A 20,123-nucleotide genomic window follows, 5' to 3' on the forward strand; every position below is an offset into this window, starting at 1 on the left:
CATGAAGAGCTGGATCACGGACTGGCAGCGCAGTGAGCGGCTGCCGCACTACACCCGGGCCAACGCGGGCGAGACCCTGCCGGACCCCGCGAGCCCCCTGGGCTGGACCCTGGTCTGGGGACGGGGCCTGCAGGGCTGGCGCGACGGCTTCGTCGGGTTCGGCATCTACCGCGAGGAGGAAGTGGCCGGTCCCCGCCCGCCGTTCGTCGGCATGTTCGGCGGCCACTTCTATCTGAACCTGTCCCACATGCGGCTGTTCGGCATCCGTATGGGCCAGACCGCCGACCAGATCGACGCGGCCTTCGTCGGCCAGCGTTCCGACACCCCGGTGTACGTGGCGCACCCGGACGACCAGGACGAGGAGCTGACCGCCAAGGCGGGCGCGACACTCCAGCGGATGCTCGGCCAGACCTCCTTCCCGGAGGCCGACGCCGACCGCGAGCGGCTGCGTGCCCTGCGCCGCTCGCGCCCGGACCTCACCCAGCTGTCCGACGCCGAACTGGTCGCGCACGCACGGTCGTTGCTGGACGAGGTGGAGACGACCTTCCAGCGGCACGTGGAGTCCTCGCTGCCCGCGTCGGTCGGGCCGGCGATCCTGGGCCCGCTGTGCGCGGGCGTGGACCGGCCCGGCGCCATGCTCGACCTGATCGGCGGTCTCGGCGACGTCGACTCCGCCTCCCCGTCGACCGGACTGTGGACGTTGTCCCGTCAGGTGGCGGCCTCGGCGGAGCTGACCGCGCTGTTCGACCGGGGCCCGGCCGCGGTGGAGCAGGCGCTCGACGCCGCGACCGGTGACGTGAAGGCGTTCCGGGACTCCTTCGAGGAGTTCCTCGCGGAGTCCGGCGACCGCGGCCCCAACGAGTGGGACATCCACGCGCTGTCCTGGGAGGCGGCCCCGGTCCAGGCCCTGGCCCTGGTCGACCGGATCCGGCACAGCCCGGCCGACGACTCCCCCGCCGCCCGCCGCGAGCGCCTCACCGAGGGGCGCGAGCGGACGGCACGCGAGATCAGGGCCCTGCTGCCCGAGGAGACGCAGCCCCTGTTCGACGCCGGTATGCACGCCTCCCAGGTGTGGATCCCGGCCCGCGAGCGCACCAAGGCGAACTGCGTCACCGTCGTCAACGAGATCCGCATGGCGGTACGGGAACTCGGCCGGCGCGGCGTCGAGGCGGGCCTGTTCGGCCGCCCCGAGGACGTGATGATGCTGCTGGACACCGAGCTCGACGACTATGTCGCGGCCCCGGAGTCCTTCGGCCCGGTGATCGCGCAACGGCTTGAGGAGTACGCGGGCCTGTACGAACTGGAACCGCCGTTCTTCGTCGCCGCCGACGCGCAGACCGAGATCGACGGCTGGCCGCGACGCGCCGAGGAGCGCACCCCGGCCGCCGTCGAGGGCGATGTGCTCAGCGGGGTCGGCGGCAGCCACGGCACCTACACCGGCACCGTGCGGGTGGTCACCGACCCGGCCTCCTGCGAGGCTCTGGAGCCGGGCGAGGTGCTGGTCGCGCCGATCACCGACGCGGCCTGGACACCGCTGTTCCTGGTCGCCGGGGCGGCCGTCGTGGACGTGGGCGCGCTCAACAGCCACGCCGTGGTGGTCTGCCGCGAACTGGGCATCCCGGCGGTGATCTCCGTCGAGGGCGGGACACGGCGGCTGCGGGACGGCATGGTGATCACGGTCGACGGCGAGCGGGGCACCGTCACCGTCGACAGTGTCCCGGTGGCGCTCGGCAGTTGAGTACGCCGCGGGCCCGTCGCTGACTCCCCATCAGCGGCGGGCCCGCGGTCATGACCGCGAAAGGAACGTGTGACGCATGGCTGAGGCAATCATCGTCGCCGGCTGGATGGACTACGAGCCCGGCGACCGCGACACGATGCTGGGGCATCTCGTCGCACTGGGACACCGGACCCGCGAGGAGGAGCCGGGCTGTCTCGACTACGCCATGACGGCGGACCCGGACGACGGGCGGCGTATCCGGGTCTATGAGCGGTGGGTCTCGCGACAGGCCCTCGACGAGCACTTCGAGGCCGCGCACATGAAGGACTTCAGGGCGGCGTCGGCCGGGCTGACCCGGGTCGGCGTCTCGTTGGACGTCCACACGATCGCCGAGTCCCGGCCCATGCGCTGAGACGGCGCCCCCCGATCGGGGGGCGCCGTCTCTGTCTCAGTCACCCAGCCGCACCAGCATCTTGCCGACATTGCCGCCACCGAGCAGCGACAACAGCGCCCCCGCGGCGTTCTCCAGACCGTCCACGACCGTCTCCCGGGCGGTGATCCGGCCTTCGGCGAGCCAGCCCGCGACCCGTTGCTCGAACTCCGGCCGCAGGTCGTCGTGGTCGCGGACGATGAAGCCGCACAGGGTCAGCCGCTTGAGGACGGCCTGGATCAGATGGTTGATGTCCACGGTCCGCCGGTCGCCGCCGAACTGCGACATCATGCCGCACAGGGCGACCCGGCCGCCGGTGCGCAACGCGTGCAGTGCGGCGGCGAGTTGCTCACCGCCGACGTTGTCGAAGTAGACGTCGATGCCGTCGGGCGCGATCCGGGCCAGTGCGTCACGGACCGGCTCGGCGCGGTAGTCGGCGGCGGCGTCGTAGCCGAACTCCTTCACCAGCAGGGCGCACTTGTCGGGACCGCCGGCGGTCCCGACGACGCGGTCCGCGCCCAGCAGACGGGCGAACTGTCCCGCGGCGGTGCCGACGGCCCCGGCCGCCGCCGACACGAACACGGTGTCGCCGGGACGCAGCGCCGCGATGCGGGTCAGTCCCACGTAGGCGGTGAACCCGGTCTGGCCGAGCAGGCCCAGCCAGGTGGGCAGCGGGGCGAGCCGCGGGTCGATGCGGCCGGCACCGTCGGTGTCGGCCGCGTCCAGCACGGCCCGCTCCCGCCAGCCGAGTTGATGGCGTACGTACGTGCCCGGCGGCACCGACGCGCAGCGGCTCTCCTCCACCACGCCGAGGGCGCGGCCGTCGAGGGGCGAGCCCGGGGTGAAGTTGTGCGTGTAGTGCTTCTCGGTGCTCTCCAGGCGCCCGCGCATGGACGGGTCGACGCTCATGTAGAGGTTCCTCACGAGCAGTTGGCCCTCTCCCAGGGACGGCAGGGGGCGGTCCTCGACGGCGAAGTCGGCAGGGAGCGGTTCTCCGTCGGGGCGGCGCACCAGGCAGACCGCCCGGGTGGTACGGGGTGTCACGGGGTCACTGCTCCGGCTGCGGGGGCGTACGGCGCTGGGCGAGGCGGCCGACCCAGCCGGCCATCTGGAGGTCGGCGTGGCGCAGTTCGCCCGACTGCCAGCGGGCCTGGAAGTCGAAGAGGCCCTGCGCGCCGGTCGCGGGGTCGGTCACCTCGACCAGTCCGTCCTCGGTGAGCCGGTACACATGCCCGGTCAGGGGGTGGATCACTTGCTTGGGCATGGGGGCCTCACTCCTGCACTCGGCGGCGGACGCCGCGCTTGGTCACGGTCACCGGGCCCTGGACCCGGAGCCGGCAGGCGAGCCGGGTCAGGCCGTCCACCGGTCTGCGCAGGGACTCGATGCCCTCGCGTTCCAGCGGGCCCACGGGGGAACAGTTCTCGGCGCCCTCGTCGACCTGGACGAAGCAGGTTCGGCAGGTGCCCTTGCCTCCGCACAGGGTGGGCCAGCGGTAGCCGAGGCGCTGGGCGGCGGTGAACAGGTCCTCGCCGTCGAGGACTTCGAGCTCGACGCCCAGGGGTCTGACCGCCACCCGGTGGGTCACTTGTCCATCCACTGGTCGAGCGTCCGGTTGAAGTGGCGGATGCGGCTCTCCTGGTAGTTGGCCAGGGTGATCCCGGGCTTGCGCATCGCCTTCAGGCCCTGCTGGACGTAGGGGAGGTTCTCGCAGTCCTGGTCGAAGACGGGCCCCAGCACGCCCAGTTCGGGGATGTCGGCGAAGAGCATGTCCTCGGGCACCCAGCGGATCTTCGCGGGGGGCGGCACCTCGCCGGGCTGCTTCGGGGACGACATGAAGATGATCTCGGCGGTGCACGAGTCCGGGTCGAGGCCGTTGGGCCGGAACCGGTAGATGATGTTGGACTTGGCGCCGCCCCAGGGGTTGAAGTTGGGGAACAGCAGGTAGTTGATGGCGTCCAGCAGCTCGGTGTCCGGGGTCTTTGAGAAGTCCTGCGCCGAGGTGGACGCCAGCTGCGCGCGCATGCGCTCGGCGAGGACCTGGCGGGCGGTGCCGCCGGGCGGGATCGGCGGCAGTTCGTCGCCCTCCTGCATGACGAGGTCACGGCCCTGCGCGGCGGCGTAGAAGGCGCGGGAGTCGTAGAAGGTCTCCAGGACGTCCTCCTCCGTCACGGAGTCGGCCACGTGCGGGCTGGGAGCGCCCTGGATGTTGATCATCCGGTTCCAGTTCGGCTGGTCCGCCATGACGTCGTACTGCGAGTTGGCGTCGGCGAGCCACGGCAGCATCTGCGGGTGGGTGGCGATCACGTGGAAGGACTCGATGAACGCGTCCTGGGCGACCTTCCAGTTGCAGGGCAGCACCTTGGCGATGTGCAGCGACTTGTAGCGGTTCTCCAGCGGCCAGATGTAGTAGTCGTCGAAGGTGCCGCGGTAGCTGTCGAAGGATTCGGCGTACGGGTCCATGTTGATGAAGACGAAGCCGCGCCAGGTGGCCACCTGGGCTTCGGGAAGGGCGAACTTCTCGGGGGTGACGTGCGGGAAGTCCCAGGCGCAGGGCGGGGTCTGCATGGTGCCGTCGAGGTTCCAGGCGAAGCCGTGGAAGGAGCAGCGGAACTCGCTGACGTTGCCGCCGCCGGTGCGCAGTTTGCGTCCGCGGTGCAGGCAGACGTTGACGAAGGCGCGGATCTCCTCGGGGGCGGTGCGCACGACGATCAGGGAGTCGTCGCCGATCTCGTAGACCTCGTGGTCGCCGACCTCGGGGATCTCGCTCTCCAGGCAGGCGAACTGCCAGACGCGCCGCCAGACCTGCCGCATCTCGCGTTCGGCCCAGTCGCGGGAGGTGAAGCGGGCGGTGTCGATGTCCTCGCTGCCGAGGTGGTCGTTGTGCTCGTACCGCAGGGCGGCGGGTACCGGGCGGCTGTCCTGGTCGAGGTAGTCCTGGACGCTGGGCCCCGGGCATCGGGCAGTGGCCGGCTCCGATGTTTCGTCCATCATCTCTCCTCCGGCAGAAACTTTAGAAGGAGTGTAGTTACCGGCGACGCTCATGAGCAACAGTCGAGCCGGTCGACGAGCCCGCCCCCCGCACGTCTACGGCCTCACTAGCTGGGAACCAGCAATTTTTTGCGGCGACCCTCTCCCCAAGGCTGCCGGAGCGTGTCACACTCCGACCCACTTGAGGCTGTAGTGCCTCAAAAGTTTCTCAACGGATTTCCCCTTCCGGGACGGTCTCTGCCCTCCCGGCCACGTCCCCGCCGCGCCTCTCGCTCCGGGGCGACACACCACGGGAGTGCTCAACGATGAGTTCCAGACCCCGTCGCGCGGTCCGCCGCGCTCTGACCGCGATCGTCCCCGTCACCGCCCTGCTCGCTCTCGCGGGCTGTGGAAGCGGGACGACACCGGCCGCCGACTCCGCCAAGGCGGCTCCGGACTCCCCCGGCCTGATCGCCGCCCGCAAGGCCGTGGCGAAGTACTCCGCGCACCCGGCCGAGATCCCGGTCACCCAGCCGGTGGGCAAGCCGATCCCCGCGGGCAAGACCATCGACTTCATCCTGTGCGGCGTGCAGTCCTGCCAGGACCTGGCCAACTTCTTCACCGCCGCCGCCAACCAGCTCGGCTGGCACGTCCGTACGATCTCCACCCAGGGCACACCGGAGTCCGTCCAGAGCGCCTACGAGCAGGCGCTGCGCGACAAGCCCGACGCCGTCGTCTCCTCCGGGTTCCCACGCGCCGTGTACGCCAAGCAGCTCGCCCAGCTCAAGGCGGCGGGCATCCCCGTCCTCCAGTCGAACGCCGACGACGTCGTGGGCGACGGCATCTCCCTGCTCAAGAACGGGCCCCAGGACGTCGCCGTCCAGGGCGAGATGCTGGCCTCCTGGGTGGTGTCGGACAGCGAGGCCCAGGCCGACACCGTCTACTTCGACCTGCCCGCCTACACCATCCTCAAGCCCGTCAAGGACACCTTCGCCGCCAAGTACAAGGAGTGGTGCGCGGGGTGCGGGCTGGACACCGTGGACGTGCCGATCACCGCGATCGGCAAGGACATGCCGGACCGGGTGGTGTCGTATCTGCGCTCCCACCCGAAGGTGGACCACGTCGTGTTCTCACTGGGCCTGCTCAACGTAGGCGTGCCGACCGCGCTGAAGACCGCCGGCATCACCGGCAAGCACCTCGCCGTGAACGTCGGGGACGGACAGAACTACCAGTACATCCAGAGCGGGCTCAGCGACGCCGCGATGGCCCTGAACTCGCACGAGGCCTCCTGGCTGCAAGTCGACGCGCTGGCCCGCCACTTCACCGGCCAGTCCATGGACGTGGACCAGAAGGCGGTACTGCCCAACATGCTCATCACCAAGGACAACCTGCCCAAGACCATCGGGGACTTCCCGATCGTCGAGGACTACCAGGCCCAGTTCAAGGCACTGTGGGGCGTGAGTTGAGCAGGCCCGTGCTGCGGGTGGCCGCCCTGTCGAAGCGATTCGGCGCCACCCGGGCCCTGACGGACGTCGACCTCGAGGTGGCGCCCGGCGAGATCCACGCCCTGATCGGGCCCAACGGCTCCGGCAAGTCCACCCTGATCAAGATCCTCGCCGGGTACCACCACGCGGAGCCGGGTGCGGTGGCCGAACTCGACGGCGAGCCCTTCGACCTGAGCCAGGTGGCGGCCTCCCGCCACGACCGGCTGCGCTTCGTCCACCAGGAGCTGGGCCTGGTGGGCGAGATGAGCGCGGTCGACAACCTCGCCCTCAGCCACGGCTTCGCCCGCACCGCCTTCGGCAACATCCGCTGGGCGGAGATGGAACGGCGCACGCACGCCCTGGTCGAACGCTTCGGCCTCGGCATCGACGTCCGCCGGCCGCTGTCGACGGCCACCCCCGTCCAGCGCACCGTGGTGGCCATCGCCGCCGCGTTGCAGGGCTGGGAGGGCCGCCGCGGCGTCCTGGTGCTCGACGAACCCACCGCCGTGCTGCCGCCGGGCGAGGTGGCCCGGCTCTTCGACATCGTGCGCGAGGTCCGCGACGCGGGAGCCGGCGTGCTGTACGTCTCGCACCGCATGGACGAGATCTTCGCGCTCGCAGACCGGGTCACCGTGATCCGCGGCGGACGCCGGATCGCCACCCGGGCGGTCGCCGACCTCACCCCGCGTTCGCTGGCGGAACTGATGGCGGGCGAGGAGATGGAGACCGACCACCGTCCGCCACCCCCTGCCGCTTCCGGCGGCCCCGTGCTGGAGGTGCGCGACCTGTCGGCCGGCCCGCTGCGCGGGGTCGGCTTCGACCTGGCCAGGGGCGAACGCCTGGGCGTCACCGGTCTGGTCGGCTCCGGCCACGAGATCGTGCCGTACGCGGTGTGCGGGGCCCATACCGGGCGGGTGGGCGGCCGGCTGCGGCTCCCGGAACGCTCCGCCCGGTGGACCGAGGCACGTGACGCCCGCGCCCTGGGTCTTCCCCTCGTCCCGGCCGACCGGGCGGCCGAAGGGGTGATCGGCGACTTCTCGGTCGGCGAGAACCTCACCCTGCCGCTCCTGGACCGGCTGCGCACCCGCTCCGGACGGCTGCGCCGCCGCCGTGAGGCCGCCCTGACGGAGGAATGGATCAGCCGGGTCGACGTCCGCACGGCCGGCCGCGGGGCCAGGATCACCACGCTCAGCGGCGGCAACCAGCAGAAGGTCGTCATGGCCCGCTGCCTCGCGCAGCGCCCGCCCGTACTGACCCTGTGCGAGCCCACGGCGGGCGTGGACATCGCCACCCGCCTCCAGCTCTACGACCTGATCGAGCGGCAGGCCGACGAGGGCATGGGCGTCATCGTGTCCTCCTCCGACACCCAGGACCTGCTCGCGCTGTGCACCCGCGTCCTGGTGGTGCGGGACGGCCGGATCGCACGGGAGATCAGCGGGCGGGACATCACCGAGTCCGCGCTCGTGCACGCCATGGAAGGAACCGAGTGAGATGACGTCCGTCCCGACCCGGGTGAGCGCCACCCTGTCGTTCCGCACCATCGGCGCGGTGTACGTGTGGCTGGTGATCGTCGTCCTGTTCTCCGTGTGGGCGCCGGACACCTTCCCCACGGCCATCACGGTCAAGCAGGTGCTCAACGGCAACGCGGTGGCCGGCCTGGTGGCGCTCAGCGTCGTACCGCCGCTGGCCGCCCGCGTCTTCGACCTGTCGGTCGCCTACACCATGTCCCTGACCAGCGTGCTGACCGCCCACTTCCTGGTCGCGACGGGCCTCGGTCCCGTGGCCGCGATCGCCCTGGCGATGGGTGCGGCCCTCCTGGTCGGGGTGGTCAACGCCCTTGTGGTGGTGGTCCTGCGTGTCGACTCGTTCATCGCCACGCTCGCCACCGGGGCGCTCATACAGTCCTTGATCACCATGGTCACCAACGACAGCTCGATCACCGGGGTGCAGCTGCTCGCCAAGCCGTTCGCGAGCATCGCCCAACTGGACGCGGGCGGCATCACCCTGCCGGTGCTGTATCTGCTGCTCGCCGCCCTCGCCATCTGGTTCGTGCTGGAACACACCGCGACCGGACGCCGGTTGTACGCCACCGGGTTCAACGCCGACGCGGCCCGCCTCCAGGGAGTGCGCACCGACCGGCTGCGCTTCGGGACCCTGGTCACGTCCGCGCTGCTGTCCGGTTTCGCAGGAGTGGTCTTCGCGTCCTCGGTGGGGTCCGGATCGCCGACCGCGGGCAGCCCGTATCTGCTGTCGGCCTACGCGGCGGCCTTCGTCGGGGCGACCCAGCTGCGCGCGGGCCGCTTCAACGCCTGGGGGACGGTGATCGCGGTGCTGCTGCTCGGCACCGGGATCACCGGCCTCGGGCTCGCCACCAGCGCCCAGTGGGCCGCGAGTCTGTTCACCGGCTCCGTCCTCATCGTGGCGCTGGTCCTCACGGGCGGCCGGATCGCCCTGCCCACCGTGCTGCGCCGCCGGGCCGGGAAGCTGCCCGGCCCCGAACAACCTCAAGGGAGTACCGATGATGAAAGCCGTGCAGTACCTGCGGGTGGGACACGCTCCTGAGCTCGTGGAGGTGCCGGTGCCCGAACCCGGCCCCGGCCAGGTGCTGTTGAAGGTCACGGCGGCGGGCCTGTGCCACTCCGACATCGCGGTGATGGGCTGGCCCGAGGAGGCGTTCCCCTACGCCCTGCCGATGACGCTCGGCCACGAGGGGGTGGGCACGGTGGCGGCGGTGGGCGCCGGCGTCACCGAGGTGACGGAGGGCGAGGCGGTGGCGGTGTACGGCCCGTGGGGCTGCGGCCGCTGTCACCCGTGCGCCGAGGGCAGGGAGAACTGCTGTCCGCACGCGGCGGAGCTGGGCATCGTGCCGCCCGGGCTCGGCCGGCCCGGCGCGCTGGCGGAGTACATGCTGGTGGACTCGCCGCGCCACCTGGTCCCGCTCAACGGCGTCGACCCGGTGCAGGGTGCGCCCCTCACCGACGCCGGACTGACCCCGTACCACGCGATCCGCAGGTCGCTGCCGAAGCTGCTGCCCGGCAGCACGGCCGTGGTGATCGGCGTCGGCGGCCTGGGCCATCTCGCCGTGCAACTGCTGCGCGCGCTGACTCCCGCGCGGGTGGTCGCCCTCGACACGAGCGAGGACAAGCTCCAGCTGGCGGGCAAGGTCGGCGCCCACGAGACACTGCTCTCCGACGGCGACGCGGCCGCACGGATCCGGCAGCTCACCGGGGGTACGGGGGCGGAGGTGGTCCTGGACTTCGTCGGCGCCGAGGCGACCCTGGCGGTCGCGGCCGCCTCGGTGGCCGTGGCGGGGGATGTCACGGTGGTCGGCCTCGGCGGGGGCACGCTGGCGGTCGGCTTCGGCGGCGGGCTGCCGTTCGAGGTGTCGGCCGCCTTCCCGTACTGGGGCAGCCGGACCGAGCTCATGGAGGTCCTCGACCTCGCGCGCCTGGGGCTCGTGTCGGCCCACGTCGAGACGTTCACGCTGGAGCAGGCGCCCGAGGCGTACGAGCGCCTGCACGCCGGGGACATCAACGGCCGCGCGGTGGTGCTGCCGCACGGCTGAGCCCCGGCAGAAAGAGGGCCGGCGCCTTCCCGGCGCCGGCCCTCTTTGGCGTGTCCGCCCTCGGCCTACGGTGTGTCCGCCGTCCGCCTACGGTGTGTCCGCCATCCGCCGCACGCACCGCCGCAGCACCGTCAGGAACTCCGGCGTCCGCCACGGCCCCACGTCCACGCGGCCGGTGTCGGCCACGCCGAGGTCCTGCATGTCGTAGCGGCCCCGGCAGTGGCCGAGGGTGAAGTAGCAGACCTCGCCGCGGCCGTGCGGCTTGAGGTACAGCACCGGTCGGGGCGCGCTGTCGCGGGCGGCCGTGTCGCCCTCGGCGAAGCCACGGCACGGTCCCGTGTACTCGGCGTGCAGCAACACCTCCGGTTCCCCGTGCAGTTCGCACACGTACAGCTCGTCGGTGACCGTGAACGGATCGATCCCGGCGACCAGCGGGTGCTCGGGCCGGGTCACCCGCACCTCGTACGGCTCGATCGGCGGGTGGGCCAGGAACTGGCTGCCGAGCACCTGCGCCAGGTCCCCGAGGAGCCGGGGGGTGGTGAACTCCCGCGGTCCGTCACCCGTCGACGGCTCGATCACCGCGTTGGTCCCGTGCAGGGCCAGCCAGCGTCCGCCCCGCTCGACGAACCGGGCCAGCGCGGCCCGCTGCGCCGGTCGGGGCCGGACGTCGCAGGTGTAGGTGACCAGCAGATCCGCCGTGTCCAGGGCGGGCAGACAGTCGTAGTCCTGGTACACCGTGGTGCGCACCCGCGGTTGTTCGGCGAGCAGTTCCAGCAGCCGGAGCCGGGCGTGGTCGAAGTCGTGCCAGCGGCCGCCGCAGACCAGTACGGCGTCCAGGCGGCCGGCCGGGCCCGCCACGGCTCAGTACTGGACGCGGGTCAGGAGCCCGCCGTCCACCACGAGGTTGACGCCGACGCAGAAGGAGCCGGTCCGCCCGAGCAGGAACGCGACCGCCGCGGCCACGTCCTCGGCGGTGCCGTAGCGGCCGATGGGCAGCTTGGCGAGGACCTCCTCGTAGACCTCCGGGCGGCTGGTGCGGATGGTCTCCCAGGCGCCGCCGGGGAAGTCGATCGGGCCGGGCGAGACGGTGTTGACGCGGATGCCCTTGGGTGCGAGGGAGTGGGCGAGGGCGGAGGCGTGCTGGACGACGGCCGCCTTGAGCGCGGAGTACGAGTTCGCTCCGGCCGGGCGCGCGGTGTCGGACGCGTTGGTGGTGCCGATGGCGACGACGGCGGCCCGGTCGGAGGCCTCCAGGTGCGGAAGGGCCGCCTCGACGAGGCCCGCGAAGGGGATCAGGTCGCCGCGCAGGCTGGCCTCCCAGGACGTGGGGCCCTTCACGTTGCCCGCCGACACGTTGGACACCAGCAGGTCGAGGCCGCCGAGTTCACCGGCCGCGCGCTCCACGAAGCCCGCGAGGGCGGCCGGGTCGGTGACGTCGACCGGTTCCGCGAACACGGTGGCGCCTTCGGCCCGCAGTTCTGCGGCCGCCTTGGCCAGCCCCTCCTCGCCCCGGGCGCACAGGGCCAGCGCGCAGCCCTCGGCGGCCAGGGTCTCGGCGATCGCCCGGCCGATGCCCCGGCTCGCGCCGGTCACCAGTGCCTTCGCGCCTGTCAGTCCCAGATCCATCGTCGTCACTCCTTTGTGAGAAGGCCTGTTGGAGGTCTCTTAGTTGCCGGGAAGCCGTGAGAACGGCGCCCGGTCCGTCCGCGGCTCCGGCGGCAGCTTCAGCACGCGCTCGCCGATCAGGTTGCGCTGGATCTGGTCGGTGCCTCCGGCGAGGCGGTAGCCGGGGGCGCCGAGCAGGTGCTGGGTCCAGGCGAAGGTGCCCGGATCGCCGGTGTCGGCGCTGATCCGCGCGCCCATGAGCTCGGCGGCCACCTGGCCGGTGCGGGTGAGCAGTTCGGACGCCATGAGCTTGGTCAGGGAAGCCTCGGGCCCCGGTCGGCCGCCGGCGGCGCTCGTGCGGGCGACCCGCTCTACGGTGGCCTCGCGCAGGGCGGCCCGCACGTACAGGTCGGCGAGGAGCTGCCGGGCCAGGGGGTCGGTGGTCCGGCCGAGGGAGCGGGCGAGCGCGAGGACGTCCGGGAAGGTGCCGCCCTTGCGGCGGTTGCCGCTGCCGGAGGCGGTCCGCTCGAAGGCGAGGGTGGTGGTGGCGACCTCCCAGCCCTGGCCCGGCCGCCCGATCCGCAGGGCGTCCGGGACGCGTACGCCGCTGAGGAAGACCTCGTTGAAGGAGGCGCCGCCGCTCATCTGCCGGATGGGGCGCACCTCCACACCGGGGGCGTCCATCGGGACCAGGAAGGCGGTGATGCCGGCCTGTTTGACGACGTCCGGGTCGGTGCGGGCGAGCAGGAGACCCCAGTCGGCGAACTGGGCGCCCGAGGTCCACACCTTCTGGCCGTCGATCACCCACGCGTCGCCGTCCTGACGGGCGCGGGTGCGCAGGGCGGCGAGGTCGGATCCGGCGCCGGGTTCGCTGAAGAGCTGACAGGCCAGCAGATCGGTGCGCAGGAACGCGCGGGCGTACTCCTGGCGCTGCTCGTCCGTCCCGAACAGGGAGACGGCCATCGCGACCAGGCGCACGGTGACGCTGATCAGCTCGGTGGACGGCGGCACCTCGAACGCGGACTCCTCCTGGGCGAAGACCGCCACGTGCGCGGCGCTCAGGCCCGCGCCGCCCTTGTCCGCGGGGAGCGTCAGCGCCTGGTAGCCGGCGTCGAAGCGGGCCCGCTGGTAGGCACGGCAGCGCTCCAGCAGCAGGAGTTCCTCGTCGTGCGGGAGGTTGTGGAACACGGCGAGATCGGCCTCTGCCGCGGACTCCTGGGACCGCGCCGGTTCCAGCACGGTGGCCAGCCACTGCCGGACCTGCCGGCGCCATGGGTCCGGATCGGGCTGGGACATGGCTCCTCCTCGACTACTTACCAGACGACGGATTGAGTAACGGCGAGCGGGACGCCTGCCTTGATGACACCTGAAGCATGCGGGAATGGCTTCATCCGGGATCAGAGTGTTCCGTACTTTCTTGATAAACGCTACAGTCTCAGCATCCCTCTCTCCCGTCGGCATCGGGAGAGGACCGAGGAGCCGCCGGAGGAGCCATGTCGCTGCTGCCACTCGACCGTCGCGCCCAGGACACACCCGACGAGCCCGCCCTGGCGGACGACCTGGGCGTGCTCACCTGGTCCGGCCTCGCCGACCAGGTGGCGCGGGCGGCGGTCCGGCTGCTGGAGTTCGCGCCCGGACCGGAGGACCGGATCGCCGTCCTCGGCGACAACGCGATCCCCACGCTGGTGACCCATCTGGCGGGTCTGCGCGCCGGAGTGGGGACCGTGGCCACCTCCCGGAACCTCACCTCGGGAGAACTGGTCGACCAGATCATCGACGCGGGCGTGACCGGGATCGTCGCCGGACCGGTCGGCGCGGGTGCCGCCCTCGACGCGGCCCGGGAGCTGGGGCTGCCGATCGTGACGCACGGAACCCCGGCGGCCGGGCACGCCTTCGACTGGGACCTCTGGCTGGCCGCCGCGCCCGCCGATCGCACCCTGCCCACGGGCCGGCCCGCCCGGCCGCCGCTCGTCTACACCTCGGGAACCACCGGACGGGCCCGCGGCACCGAGGTGCGCTGGGTCGGCGGCCCGGTCGCCGACAGCGCCGCCTACCTCGCCGCGATGTCCGCCCGGCCCGGCTTCCCGCCGGGCCCCCACCTGGTGTGCGGTCCCCTCCAGCACAACGCGCCGCTGACCTCGCTGCGGCACCTGGCGGCCGGTGAGCCGGTGGTCGTCCTCGGCCGGTACGACCCGGAGACGTTCCTCAGCCGGGTGGAAAGGTGGCGGGTCTCCTCGACGGTGATGGTCCCGACCCACTTCCAGCGACTGCTCGCCCTCCCGGACGACGTCCGCTCGCGCTACAACGTCTCCAGCCTGCGGCAGGTCTCCCACACCGGCTCCGCGTGCCCACCGGACGTCAAGCGCGCCATGATCGACTGGTTCGGTCCGGTGCTGACCGAGTCGTACGGCGCCAGCGAGGCGGGGACGGTGGCCCGGATCAGCAGTGCCGAGTGGCTGGCGCACCCGGGCTCGGTCGGCCGCGTCCGGCCCCCCTTCGAGGTACTGGTCACCGACGACGACGGCCGGCAACTGCCGTCCGGCGAGCGCGGGTTGCTGGCCTTCCGCGCACCGGACGAGCAGGGCGTGCGCTATCACGCGGACCCGGACAAGACCAAGGCCGCCTACCTCTCCCCCGGCGTCTTCACCCTCGGCGACATCGGCTACGTCGACGCCGACGGCTACATCTTCATCACCGACCGGGCAGCCGACGTCGTGGTCTCCGGCGGGGTGAACCTGTACCCGGCCGAGAGCGAGGCGGTCCTGCGGCAGCACCCGGCGGTCGCCGAACTCGCGGTGATCGGCGTGCCCGACCCCGACTTCGGCGAGGCGCTGCGGGCGCTGGTCGTGGTGGCGGGTGACGAGCCGCCGGCCGAGGAGCTGGACCGGTTCTGCCGCGAGCGCCTCGCCGCCTACAAGTGCCCGAAGTCGTACGAGATCGTTCCCGAGCTGCTGCGCAACGCCATGGGCAAGCTCGACAAGCGCGCGATGCGCCGCCCCTACTGGAGCTCGGAACGGACCATCGCCGGCTGAGCCGCTCCCGCTCCCCCGAGAACGCAAGGATCACCCATGACCGAACTCCTCCTCGTCCGGCACGGCCTCCCCGTGGCGGGCGTGTTCGACCCGGGGCTGTCGCCCGAGGGCACCGCCCAGGCCGAACGCCTCGCCGCGTGGCTCGGCCACGAGGACCTCGACGCCCTGTACGTGAGCCCGTTCCGGCGGGCCCGTGAGACGGTGGCGCCGCTGGAACGGCTCACCGGCATGACCGCGACGGTGATCGACGACCTGCGCGAATGGGACACCGACGTGTCCCAGCCGTACACCCCGCCCGAGCAGATCGGCACGGGCGACCCCCGGTCGGCGGCGCTCGCCGAGGGGCGCTTCGAGGACTTCGTGCCCGACCTCGACTGGGACGCGTTCCGCGGGCGGGCCGTGCGCGCCATGGACACGATCCTGGACGCCCACCCCGGCGGGCGGGTCGCGGCCGTGTGCCACGGCGGCATCACCAACACCTACCTGGCGACGGTGCTCGGCCTGCCGACGATGTTCTGGTTCCACCCCGGCTACACCTCGGTCAGCAGGGTGCGGCGCATGCCCGGCGGGCGGATCGTCCTGCACTCGGTGAACGAGACCGCCCACATGATCGCCGACCGCGCCACCGACCCGGTCGCCTGAACCCACTGCCCACGGGCGTCGCCACGGTCGGCTGTACCCACGGCCCACGCGCCGTCGCCCCGGTCCCCTGAAGCCCCAGCCCAGCCGCCGTCGCCCCGGTCCCCTGAATCCCCAGCCCACCCGCCGTAGCCCCCGGTCGCCTGATCCCGCTCCCACCCCCAGGAGGTCCCCGGCCATGCCCGGATCCGTCATCGTCGCCGGCGCCAGGACGCCCATCGGCAAGCTGATGGGCGCCCTGAGCACCCTGTCCGCAGTCGATCTCGGCGCCCACGCCGTCCGCGCGGCACTGGCCGCCGCCCACGTGGACCCGCAGGCCGTGCAGGCCGTCGTCATGGGCCATGTGGTGCAGGCCGGGGCGGGCCCCAACTCGGCCCGGCAGGCCGCGGTCCGCGCCGGGATCCCCTTCTCCGTACCGGCGAGCACAGTCAACAAGCTCTGCCTGTCCGGGTTGCACGCCATCGCCCTGGCCGACCTCATGATCGCCTCCGGCCGTCACGAGGTGGTCGTCGCGGGCGGCATGGAGTCCATGTCCGGCGCCCCGCACCTGCTGCTCGGATCACGCACCGGCTGGAAGTACGGCCCGACCGCAGTGGCGGACGCCCTGGACCGCGACGCCCTCGTCTGCGCCTTCGACGGCGTCTCCATGGGCGCGGCCACCGAGCGGTACCAGCAGCCGTTCGCCCTGACCCGGCAGGAACAGGACGAGTACAGCGCGCTCTCCCACCAACGGGCCGCCCACGCCCGGCAGTCGGGCGCGTTGTCCGAGGAGATCGCGCCCGTCACGGTGGCCGGACGCCGGGGCGAGACGGTGGTGGACGCCGACGAGGGCGTACGACCGGACAGCACCGCCGAGACCCTCGGCCGTCTGCGGCCGGCCTTCTCCGGCACGGGCACCGTCACCGCCGGCAACTCCTCCCAGCTCTCCGACGGAGCGGCGGCCGTCGTCGTGATGAGCGCCGAGCGCGCCCGTCGGGAGGGACTGACACCGCTCGCCGAGATCGGCGCCTACGGCACGGTCGCGGGCCCCGACCCCTCCCTGCTCGTCCAGCCGGCCGGCGCGGTCCGTGACGCCCTCGACCGGGACGGCCGGCTCAAGGCCGCCGACCTGGACCTGTTCGAGATCAACGAGGCGTTCGCCGGGGTCGCCCTCGCCTCCGTGCGCGAACTGGACGTCCCGCTGGACAAGGTGAACGTCAACGGCGGCGCGATCGCCCTCGGCCACCCGGTCGGCATGACCGGAGCCCGCCTGGTGCTGACCCTCGCCCAGGAGCTGCGGCGGCGCGGCGGCGGCAGTGGAGCGGCGGCCCTGTGCGGAGGCGGCGGCCAGGGGGACGCGCTGCTGCTGCACGTACCGGCACAGACCTGAGACCCGGAGCGCACTCACCATGAACGACCGACTCACCCTGACGGTGGCCGCCCGCACCCCCGTGGCCGACGGCGTGGTCAGCCTCACCCTCCGGCGTCCCGACGGCGGTCCGCTGCCCTCCTGGACGCCGGGCGCCCACATCGACGTGGTCCTGGACAGTGACGCGGGCGACCTGGAGCGGCAGTACTCCCTGTGCGGAGACCCGGCCGACCGCGGGGCCTGGCAGATCGCGGTACTGCGCGAGCCACAGGGCCGCGGCGGGTCCGCGTACGTCCACGACCGGCTGCTCGTAGGGGCCGGGGTGCGGGTCCGCGGCCCGCGCAACAACTTCCCCCTGCGGCCCGCCGCCCGCCATCTGTTCATCGCCGGCGGCGTCGGGATCACGCCCATCCTTCCCATGGTCGAGGCGGCCGAGGCCGCGGGCGCCGACTGGAGCCTGCTCTACGGCGGCCGCACCCGAACCTCCATGGCCTTCCTGGACCGCCTCGCCCCGCACGGGGACCGCGTCCTCGTCCGCCCCCAGGACGAGTACGGCCTGCTGGACCTCGCCGCCCACCTCGGGGTGCCCAAGGAGGGCACCCTGGTGCACGCCTGCGGTCCCGAGCCCCTGCTGCGGGCGGTGCGGGAACAGTGCGCGGGCTGGCCGCCCAGCACGCTGGGCGTCGAACGCTTCGCCCCGGTGCAGGCCGCCCAGACCGGTGCGGCCAGGGCCTTCGAGCTGGAGCTCGCACGGTCCGGGCTCACCCTCACCGTGCCGCCGGACCGTTCGGTGCTCGAAACCCTGGAGGAGGCCGGCGTCGACGTCGACTTCTCCTGCCGGGAAGGCACGTGCGGCACCTGCGAGACCGATGTGCTGGAGGGCACGCCCGACCATCGCGACTCGCTGCTGACCGAGGACGAACGGGCCGCCGGCGACACCATGTTCATCTGCGTCTCCCGCTCCCGCGGGCCGCGTCTCGTCCTCGATCTCTGACACCGCCCACCTCCCGCTCACCCTCACCGGAAAGGACGGACCGCTGATGGATCCCGTCACCCGTCTCGGCGTCGTCGGCTGCGGCCTCATGGGCTCCGGCATCGCCGAAGTCGCCGCCCGCCACGACATCGACGTACGCGTCGCCGAACCCACGCCGGACGCGGCCGAGGCGGGCCGCCGCCGCGTCACCGCCTCCCTCGACCGCGGCGTACGGCACGGCAAGCTCACTGCGGAGCAGCGTGATCAGGCCCTCGCCCTTCTGTCGTTCACCGTGGACCTCGGCGACATGGCCGACCGGCAGTTCGTCGTCGAGGCCGTCGCCGAGAACCGTGACGTCAAGACCGAGGTCCTGCGCGTCCTGGACAAGGCGGTCGAGGACCCGACGGCGGTCCTGGCCACCAACACCTCCTCGATTCCCGTCGTCGATCTCGCCGTCGCCACCGAGCGGCCCGAGCGGGTCGTCGGCCTGCACTTCTTCAACCCCGTCCCCGTGCAGCGGCTGGTCGAGGTGATTCCCGCCCTCGTCACCGGCGCCGACACGCTGCGGCGGGCCCGTGACTTCGCCGGGCAGCTGGGCAAGGAGGCCGTCCAGGCGCCCGACCGCTCCGGCTTCGTCGTCAACGCCCTCCTCGTGCCCTACCTGTTGAGCGCGGTGCGGATGGTGGAGTCGGGCGCCGCCCGGCCGGACGACATCGACCGCGGGATGGAACTCGGGTGCGCGCACCCCATGGGACCGCTGCGCCTGCTCGACCTCATCGGCCTCGACACCGCGCAGGCCGTGGCCGAGTCGATGTACGAGGAGTACAAGGAGCCTTTGTACGCCCCACCGGCCCTGCTGCGCCGCATGGTCGCCGCGGGTCACCTCGGCCGGAAGAGCGGACGAGGGTTCCACACGTACGAGAGTTGAACCGCCCCCGGCCGGTTCCTGTACGGCTAGCCGGCGGACACTTCGGCCACTTGGGAGCCTTCGCGGCGTATCCGCTCGACACCCCAGGCCCCGAGCGGCTCAAGGGCGCGATTCAGTGTGTGCCCGTGCTCCGTGAGGGAGTACTCCACGCGTGGTGGCACCTCGGCGTACACCACCCGGTGCACGAGGCCGTCCTCCTCCATCTCCCGCAGGTGCTGCGTCAGCATCTTCTCGCTCACTCCCGGTAAGCCGCGCCGGAGTTCGGCGAAGCGACGTATGCCATGGGCTTCGAGTTCCCAGAGGATCAGTCCCTTCCACTTCCCGCTCACCACGTCGAGCGCGGCGTCGATGCCGCAGATGTAGGGCCCGCATCGGGGTGCCTTGGCCATCACTGAACCCCTTACTAAAAGGTAAGTACCGCAGTAAATAGTGGGTACTTCCGACCCTAGCGGCGCTCTCCGAGCATGGAGGGGTGATCGAACAACCGAACTCCACCAGCAGGCGGAACAGCGCCGTCACCGTGCTCGGGCTGGGTCCGATGGGCCAGGCCATGACCCGCACCCTTCTCACCGCCGGACACCCCGTCACCGTCTGGAACCGGACCGCCGGCCGGGCCGACGGCGTCGTCACCGCCGGGGCGACCCTCGCCGCCACCCCCGGCGAGGCGGTCGAGGCGAGTGACCTCGTGATCCTCAGCCTCACCGACTACCGGGCGATGTACGACATCCTCGGCGACGCCACCGCATCGCTCGCCGGCCGCACCCTGGTCAACCTGAGCTCCGACACGCCCGATCGCACTCGCGAGGCGGCCACCTGGGCGGCGGCCCACGGCGCGGGTTTCCTCACCGGAGGTGTGATGGTTCCGGCGCCGATGGTGGGGACCGAGGCGGCCCACGTCTACTACAGCGGCCGTGAGCAGGTGATGGAGACCCACCGGGCCGTGTTGGCCGCGCTCGGGACACCGAGGTATCTGGGCGCCGACCCCGGACTCGCCCAGCTGATGTACCAGGCCCAACTCGCCGTGTTCCTCACCGGCTTGTCCGCCCTGATGCACGCGACCGCGATGCTGGGCACGGCAGGGCTCAAGGCATCGGAAGCGCTGCCGGAGCTGCTCTCCTTCACCGACTCGATCGGCGCCATCCTCAGGGCCGGTGAGAGGAAACCCGGTGTCGCGCTCGACGCGGGAGAGCACCCCGGCGACCTCAGCACTGTCACCATGATGGGTGCGACCGCCGACCACATCGTCGAGACCAGCGCCTCACTCGGCCTCGACCTCGCGCTCCCCCAGGCCGTGCAGGCCCACTACCGACAGGCGATCGGGAACGGCCACGGCAGCGACAACTGGACCCGCATCATCGACAGCATCCGACAGCGGTACTGACCGGCCGCGCAGGCGGGTGGAGGGCCCGGTGCAGGTGACCTGGGGCCCGTGGA

Annotated in this window: 20 protein-coding genes; 12 read left to right on the top strand and 8 right to left on the bottom strand. The window is 72.2% G+C overall.

Annotated elements, in window-relative coordinates; all coding sequences use genetic code 11:
- Nucleotide 1 precedes the first annotated feature (1 nt).
- A complete protein-coding gene (locus tag AC2XR2_RS00530) occupies nt 2–1,738 on the top strand; it encodes a PEP-utilizing enzyme (RefSeq protein ID WP_381303062.1) in 1,737 nt (578 codons plus the stop codon).
- Nucleotides 1,739–1,814: 76 nt separating this feature from the next.
- On the top strand, nt 1,815–2,129 hold the full coding sequence (locus AC2XR2_RS00535) for a putative quinol monooxygenase (protein WP_381303061.1): 315 nt from the start codon (nt 1,815–1,817) through the stop codon (nt 2,127–2,129).
- Nucleotides 2,130–2,165: 36 nt separating this feature from the next.
- Here AC2XR2_RS00535 and AC2XR2_RS00540 read toward each other — a convergent pair whose 3' ends face one another.
- Genes AC2XR2_RS00540 through AC2XR2_RS00555 form a run of 4 tightly spaced genes read right to left on the bottom strand, consistent with a single transcriptional unit; the run spans nt 2,166 to nt 5,136 of the window.
- Nucleotides 2,166–3,191, bottom strand: a complete 1,026-nt coding sequence (locus tag AC2XR2_RS00540; protein WP_491513869.1) for an NADP-dependent oxidoreductase — start codon at nt 3,189–3,191, stop codon at nt 2,166–2,168.
- Between the two features lie 4 nt (nt 3,192–3,195).
- Nucleotides 3,196–3,411 (bottom strand): transposase, encoded by a 216-nt coding sequence (locus AC2XR2_RS00545; RefSeq protein WP_381308936.1) that lies wholly within the window; start codon nt 3,409–3,411, stop codon nt 3,196–3,198.
- A gap of 7 nt (nt 3,412–3,418) precedes the next feature.
- Nucleotides 3,419–3,745, bottom strand: coding sequence for a 2Fe-2S iron-sulfur cluster-binding protein (locus AC2XR2_RS00550; protein ID WP_491513870.1), 327 nt, complete (start codon nt 3,743–3,745; stop codon nt 3,419–3,421).
- Nucleotides 3,730–5,136, bottom strand: coding sequence for an aromatic ring-hydroxylating oxygenase subunit alpha (locus AC2XR2_RS00555; RefSeq protein ID WP_491513871.1), 1,407 nt, complete (start codon nt 5,134–5,136; stop codon nt 3,730–3,732). The genes AC2XR2_RS00550 and AC2XR2_RS00555 overlap by 16 nt, the downstream gene beginning before the upstream one ends.
- Before the next feature lie 305 nt (nt 5,137–5,441).
- Here AC2XR2_RS00555 and AC2XR2_RS00560 point away from each other — a divergent pair, with 305 nt between their 5' ends.
- The 4 genes from AC2XR2_RS00560 to AC2XR2_RS00575 are packed head-to-tail and all read left to right on the top strand — an operon-like array spanning nt 5,442 to nt 10,164.
- Nucleotides 5,442–6,581: a sugar ABC transporter substrate-binding protein gene (locus tag AC2XR2_RS00560; RefSeq protein WP_491513872.1), complete on the top strand. Its 1,140-nt coding sequence runs from the start codon at nt 5,442–5,444 to the stop codon at nt 6,579–6,581.
- Nucleotides 6,578–8,089 (top strand): sugar ABC transporter ATP-binding protein, encoded by a 1,512-nt coding sequence (locus tag AC2XR2_RS00565; RefSeq protein WP_491513873.1) that lies wholly within the window; start codon nt 6,578–6,580, stop codon nt 8,087–8,089. Before AC2XR2_RS00560 ends, AC2XR2_RS00565 begins: the two co-directional genes overlap by 4 nt.
- 1 nt (nt 8,090) lies before the next feature.
- Nucleotides 8,091–9,161, top strand: a complete 1,071-nt coding sequence (locus AC2XR2_RS00570) for an ABC transporter permease (protein WP_491513874.1) — start codon at nt 8,091–8,093, stop codon at nt 9,159–9,161.
- The gene (locus tag AC2XR2_RS00575; protein WP_381308952.1) at nt 9,121–10,164 is read left to right on the top strand and encodes an NAD(P)-dependent alcohol dehydrogenase; all 1,044 of its coding nucleotides are present in this window, start codon (nt 9,121–9,123) and stop codon (nt 10,162–10,164) included. The genes AC2XR2_RS00570 and AC2XR2_RS00575 overlap by 41 nt, the downstream gene beginning before the upstream one ends.
- Before the next feature lie 87 nt (nt 10,165–10,251).
- On the opposite strand, the gene AC2XR2_RS00580 is transcribed toward AC2XR2_RS00575, so the two are convergent.
- Genes AC2XR2_RS00580 through AC2XR2_RS00590 form a run of 3 tightly spaced genes read right to left on the bottom strand, consistent with a single transcriptional unit; the run spans nt 10,252 to nt 13,065 of the window.
- On the bottom strand, nt 10,252–11,022 hold the full coding sequence (locus tag AC2XR2_RS00580) for a ThuA domain-containing protein (RefSeq protein ID WP_381308613.1): 771 nt from the start codon (nt 11,020–11,022) through the stop codon (nt 10,252–10,254).
- A gap of 3 nt (nt 11,023–11,025) precedes the next feature.
- Nucleotides 11,026–11,790 carry an SDR family NAD(P)-dependent oxidoreductase gene (locus AC2XR2_RS00585; protein WP_381308610.1) on the bottom strand — a complete coding sequence of 255 codons (765 nt, stop codon included), beginning with the start codon at nt 11,788–11,790 and terminating at the stop codon, nt 11,026–11,028.
- A 39-nt stretch (nt 11,791–11,829) separates the two neighbouring features.
- Complete coding sequence (locus AC2XR2_RS00590) at nt 11,830–13,065, bottom strand: acyl-CoA dehydrogenase family protein (RefSeq protein WP_491513875.1); 1,236 nt, start codon at nt 13,063–13,065, stop codon at nt 11,830–11,832.
- Nucleotides 13,066–13,262: 197 nt separating this feature from the next.
- Here AC2XR2_RS00590 and AC2XR2_RS00595 point away from each other — a divergent pair, with 197 nt between their 5' ends.
- The 5 genes from AC2XR2_RS00595 to AC2XR2_RS00615 all read left to right on the top strand — a co-directional run bounded on the left by AC2XR2_RS00595 (nt 13,263) and on the right by AC2XR2_RS00615 (nt 18,689).
- Nucleotides 13,263–14,801 (top strand): AMP-binding protein, encoded by a 1,539-nt coding sequence (locus AC2XR2_RS00595; protein ID WP_491513876.1) that lies wholly within the window; start codon nt 13,263–13,265, stop codon nt 14,799–14,801.
- Nucleotides 14,802–14,837: 36 nt separating this feature from the next.
- The gene (locus AC2XR2_RS00600; RefSeq protein ID WP_381308603.1) at nt 14,838–15,443 is read left to right on the top strand and encodes a histidine phosphatase family protein; all 606 of its coding nucleotides are present in this window, start codon (nt 14,838–14,840) and stop codon (nt 15,441–15,443) included.
- 175 nt (nt 15,444–15,618) lie between these two features.
- The gene (locus tag AC2XR2_RS00605; protein ID WP_491513877.1) at nt 15,619–16,809 is read left to right on the top strand and encodes an acetyl-CoA C-acyltransferase; all 1,191 of its coding nucleotides are present in this window, start codon (nt 15,619–15,621) and stop codon (nt 16,807–16,809) included.
- Between the two features lie 19 nt (nt 16,810–16,828).
- Nucleotides 16,829–17,782, top strand: a complete 954-nt coding sequence (locus AC2XR2_RS00610; RefSeq protein ID WP_491513878.1) for a PDR/VanB family oxidoreductase — start codon at nt 16,829–16,831, stop codon at nt 17,780–17,782.
- A 46-nt stretch (nt 17,783–17,828) separates the two neighbouring features.
- Complete coding sequence (locus AC2XR2_RS00615) at nt 17,829–18,689, top strand: 3-hydroxybutyryl-CoA dehydrogenase (RefSeq protein WP_491513879.1); 861 nt, start codon at nt 17,829–17,831, stop codon at nt 18,687–18,689.
- 26 nt (nt 18,690–18,715) lie between these two features.
- On the opposite strand, the gene AC2XR2_RS00620 is transcribed toward AC2XR2_RS00615, so the two are convergent.
- Nucleotides 18,716–19,078, bottom strand: a complete 363-nt coding sequence (locus AC2XR2_RS00620; protein ID WP_381308594.1) for a winged helix-turn-helix transcriptional regulator — start codon at nt 19,076–19,078, stop codon at nt 18,716–18,718.
- Nucleotides 19,079–19,161: 83 nt separating this feature from the next.
- Between AC2XR2_RS00620 and AC2XR2_RS00625 the strand changes: the two genes are divergently transcribed.
- Nucleotides 19,162–20,070, top strand: a complete 909-nt coding sequence (locus AC2XR2_RS00625) for an NAD(P)-dependent oxidoreductase (RefSeq protein WP_491513880.1) — start codon at nt 19,162–19,164, stop codon at nt 20,068–20,070.
- The last annotated feature ends 53 nt before the right edge of the window (nt 20,071–20,123 follow it).

The sequence above is a fragment of the Streptomyces sp. LS-MS-L19 genome, assembly GCF_058382285.1.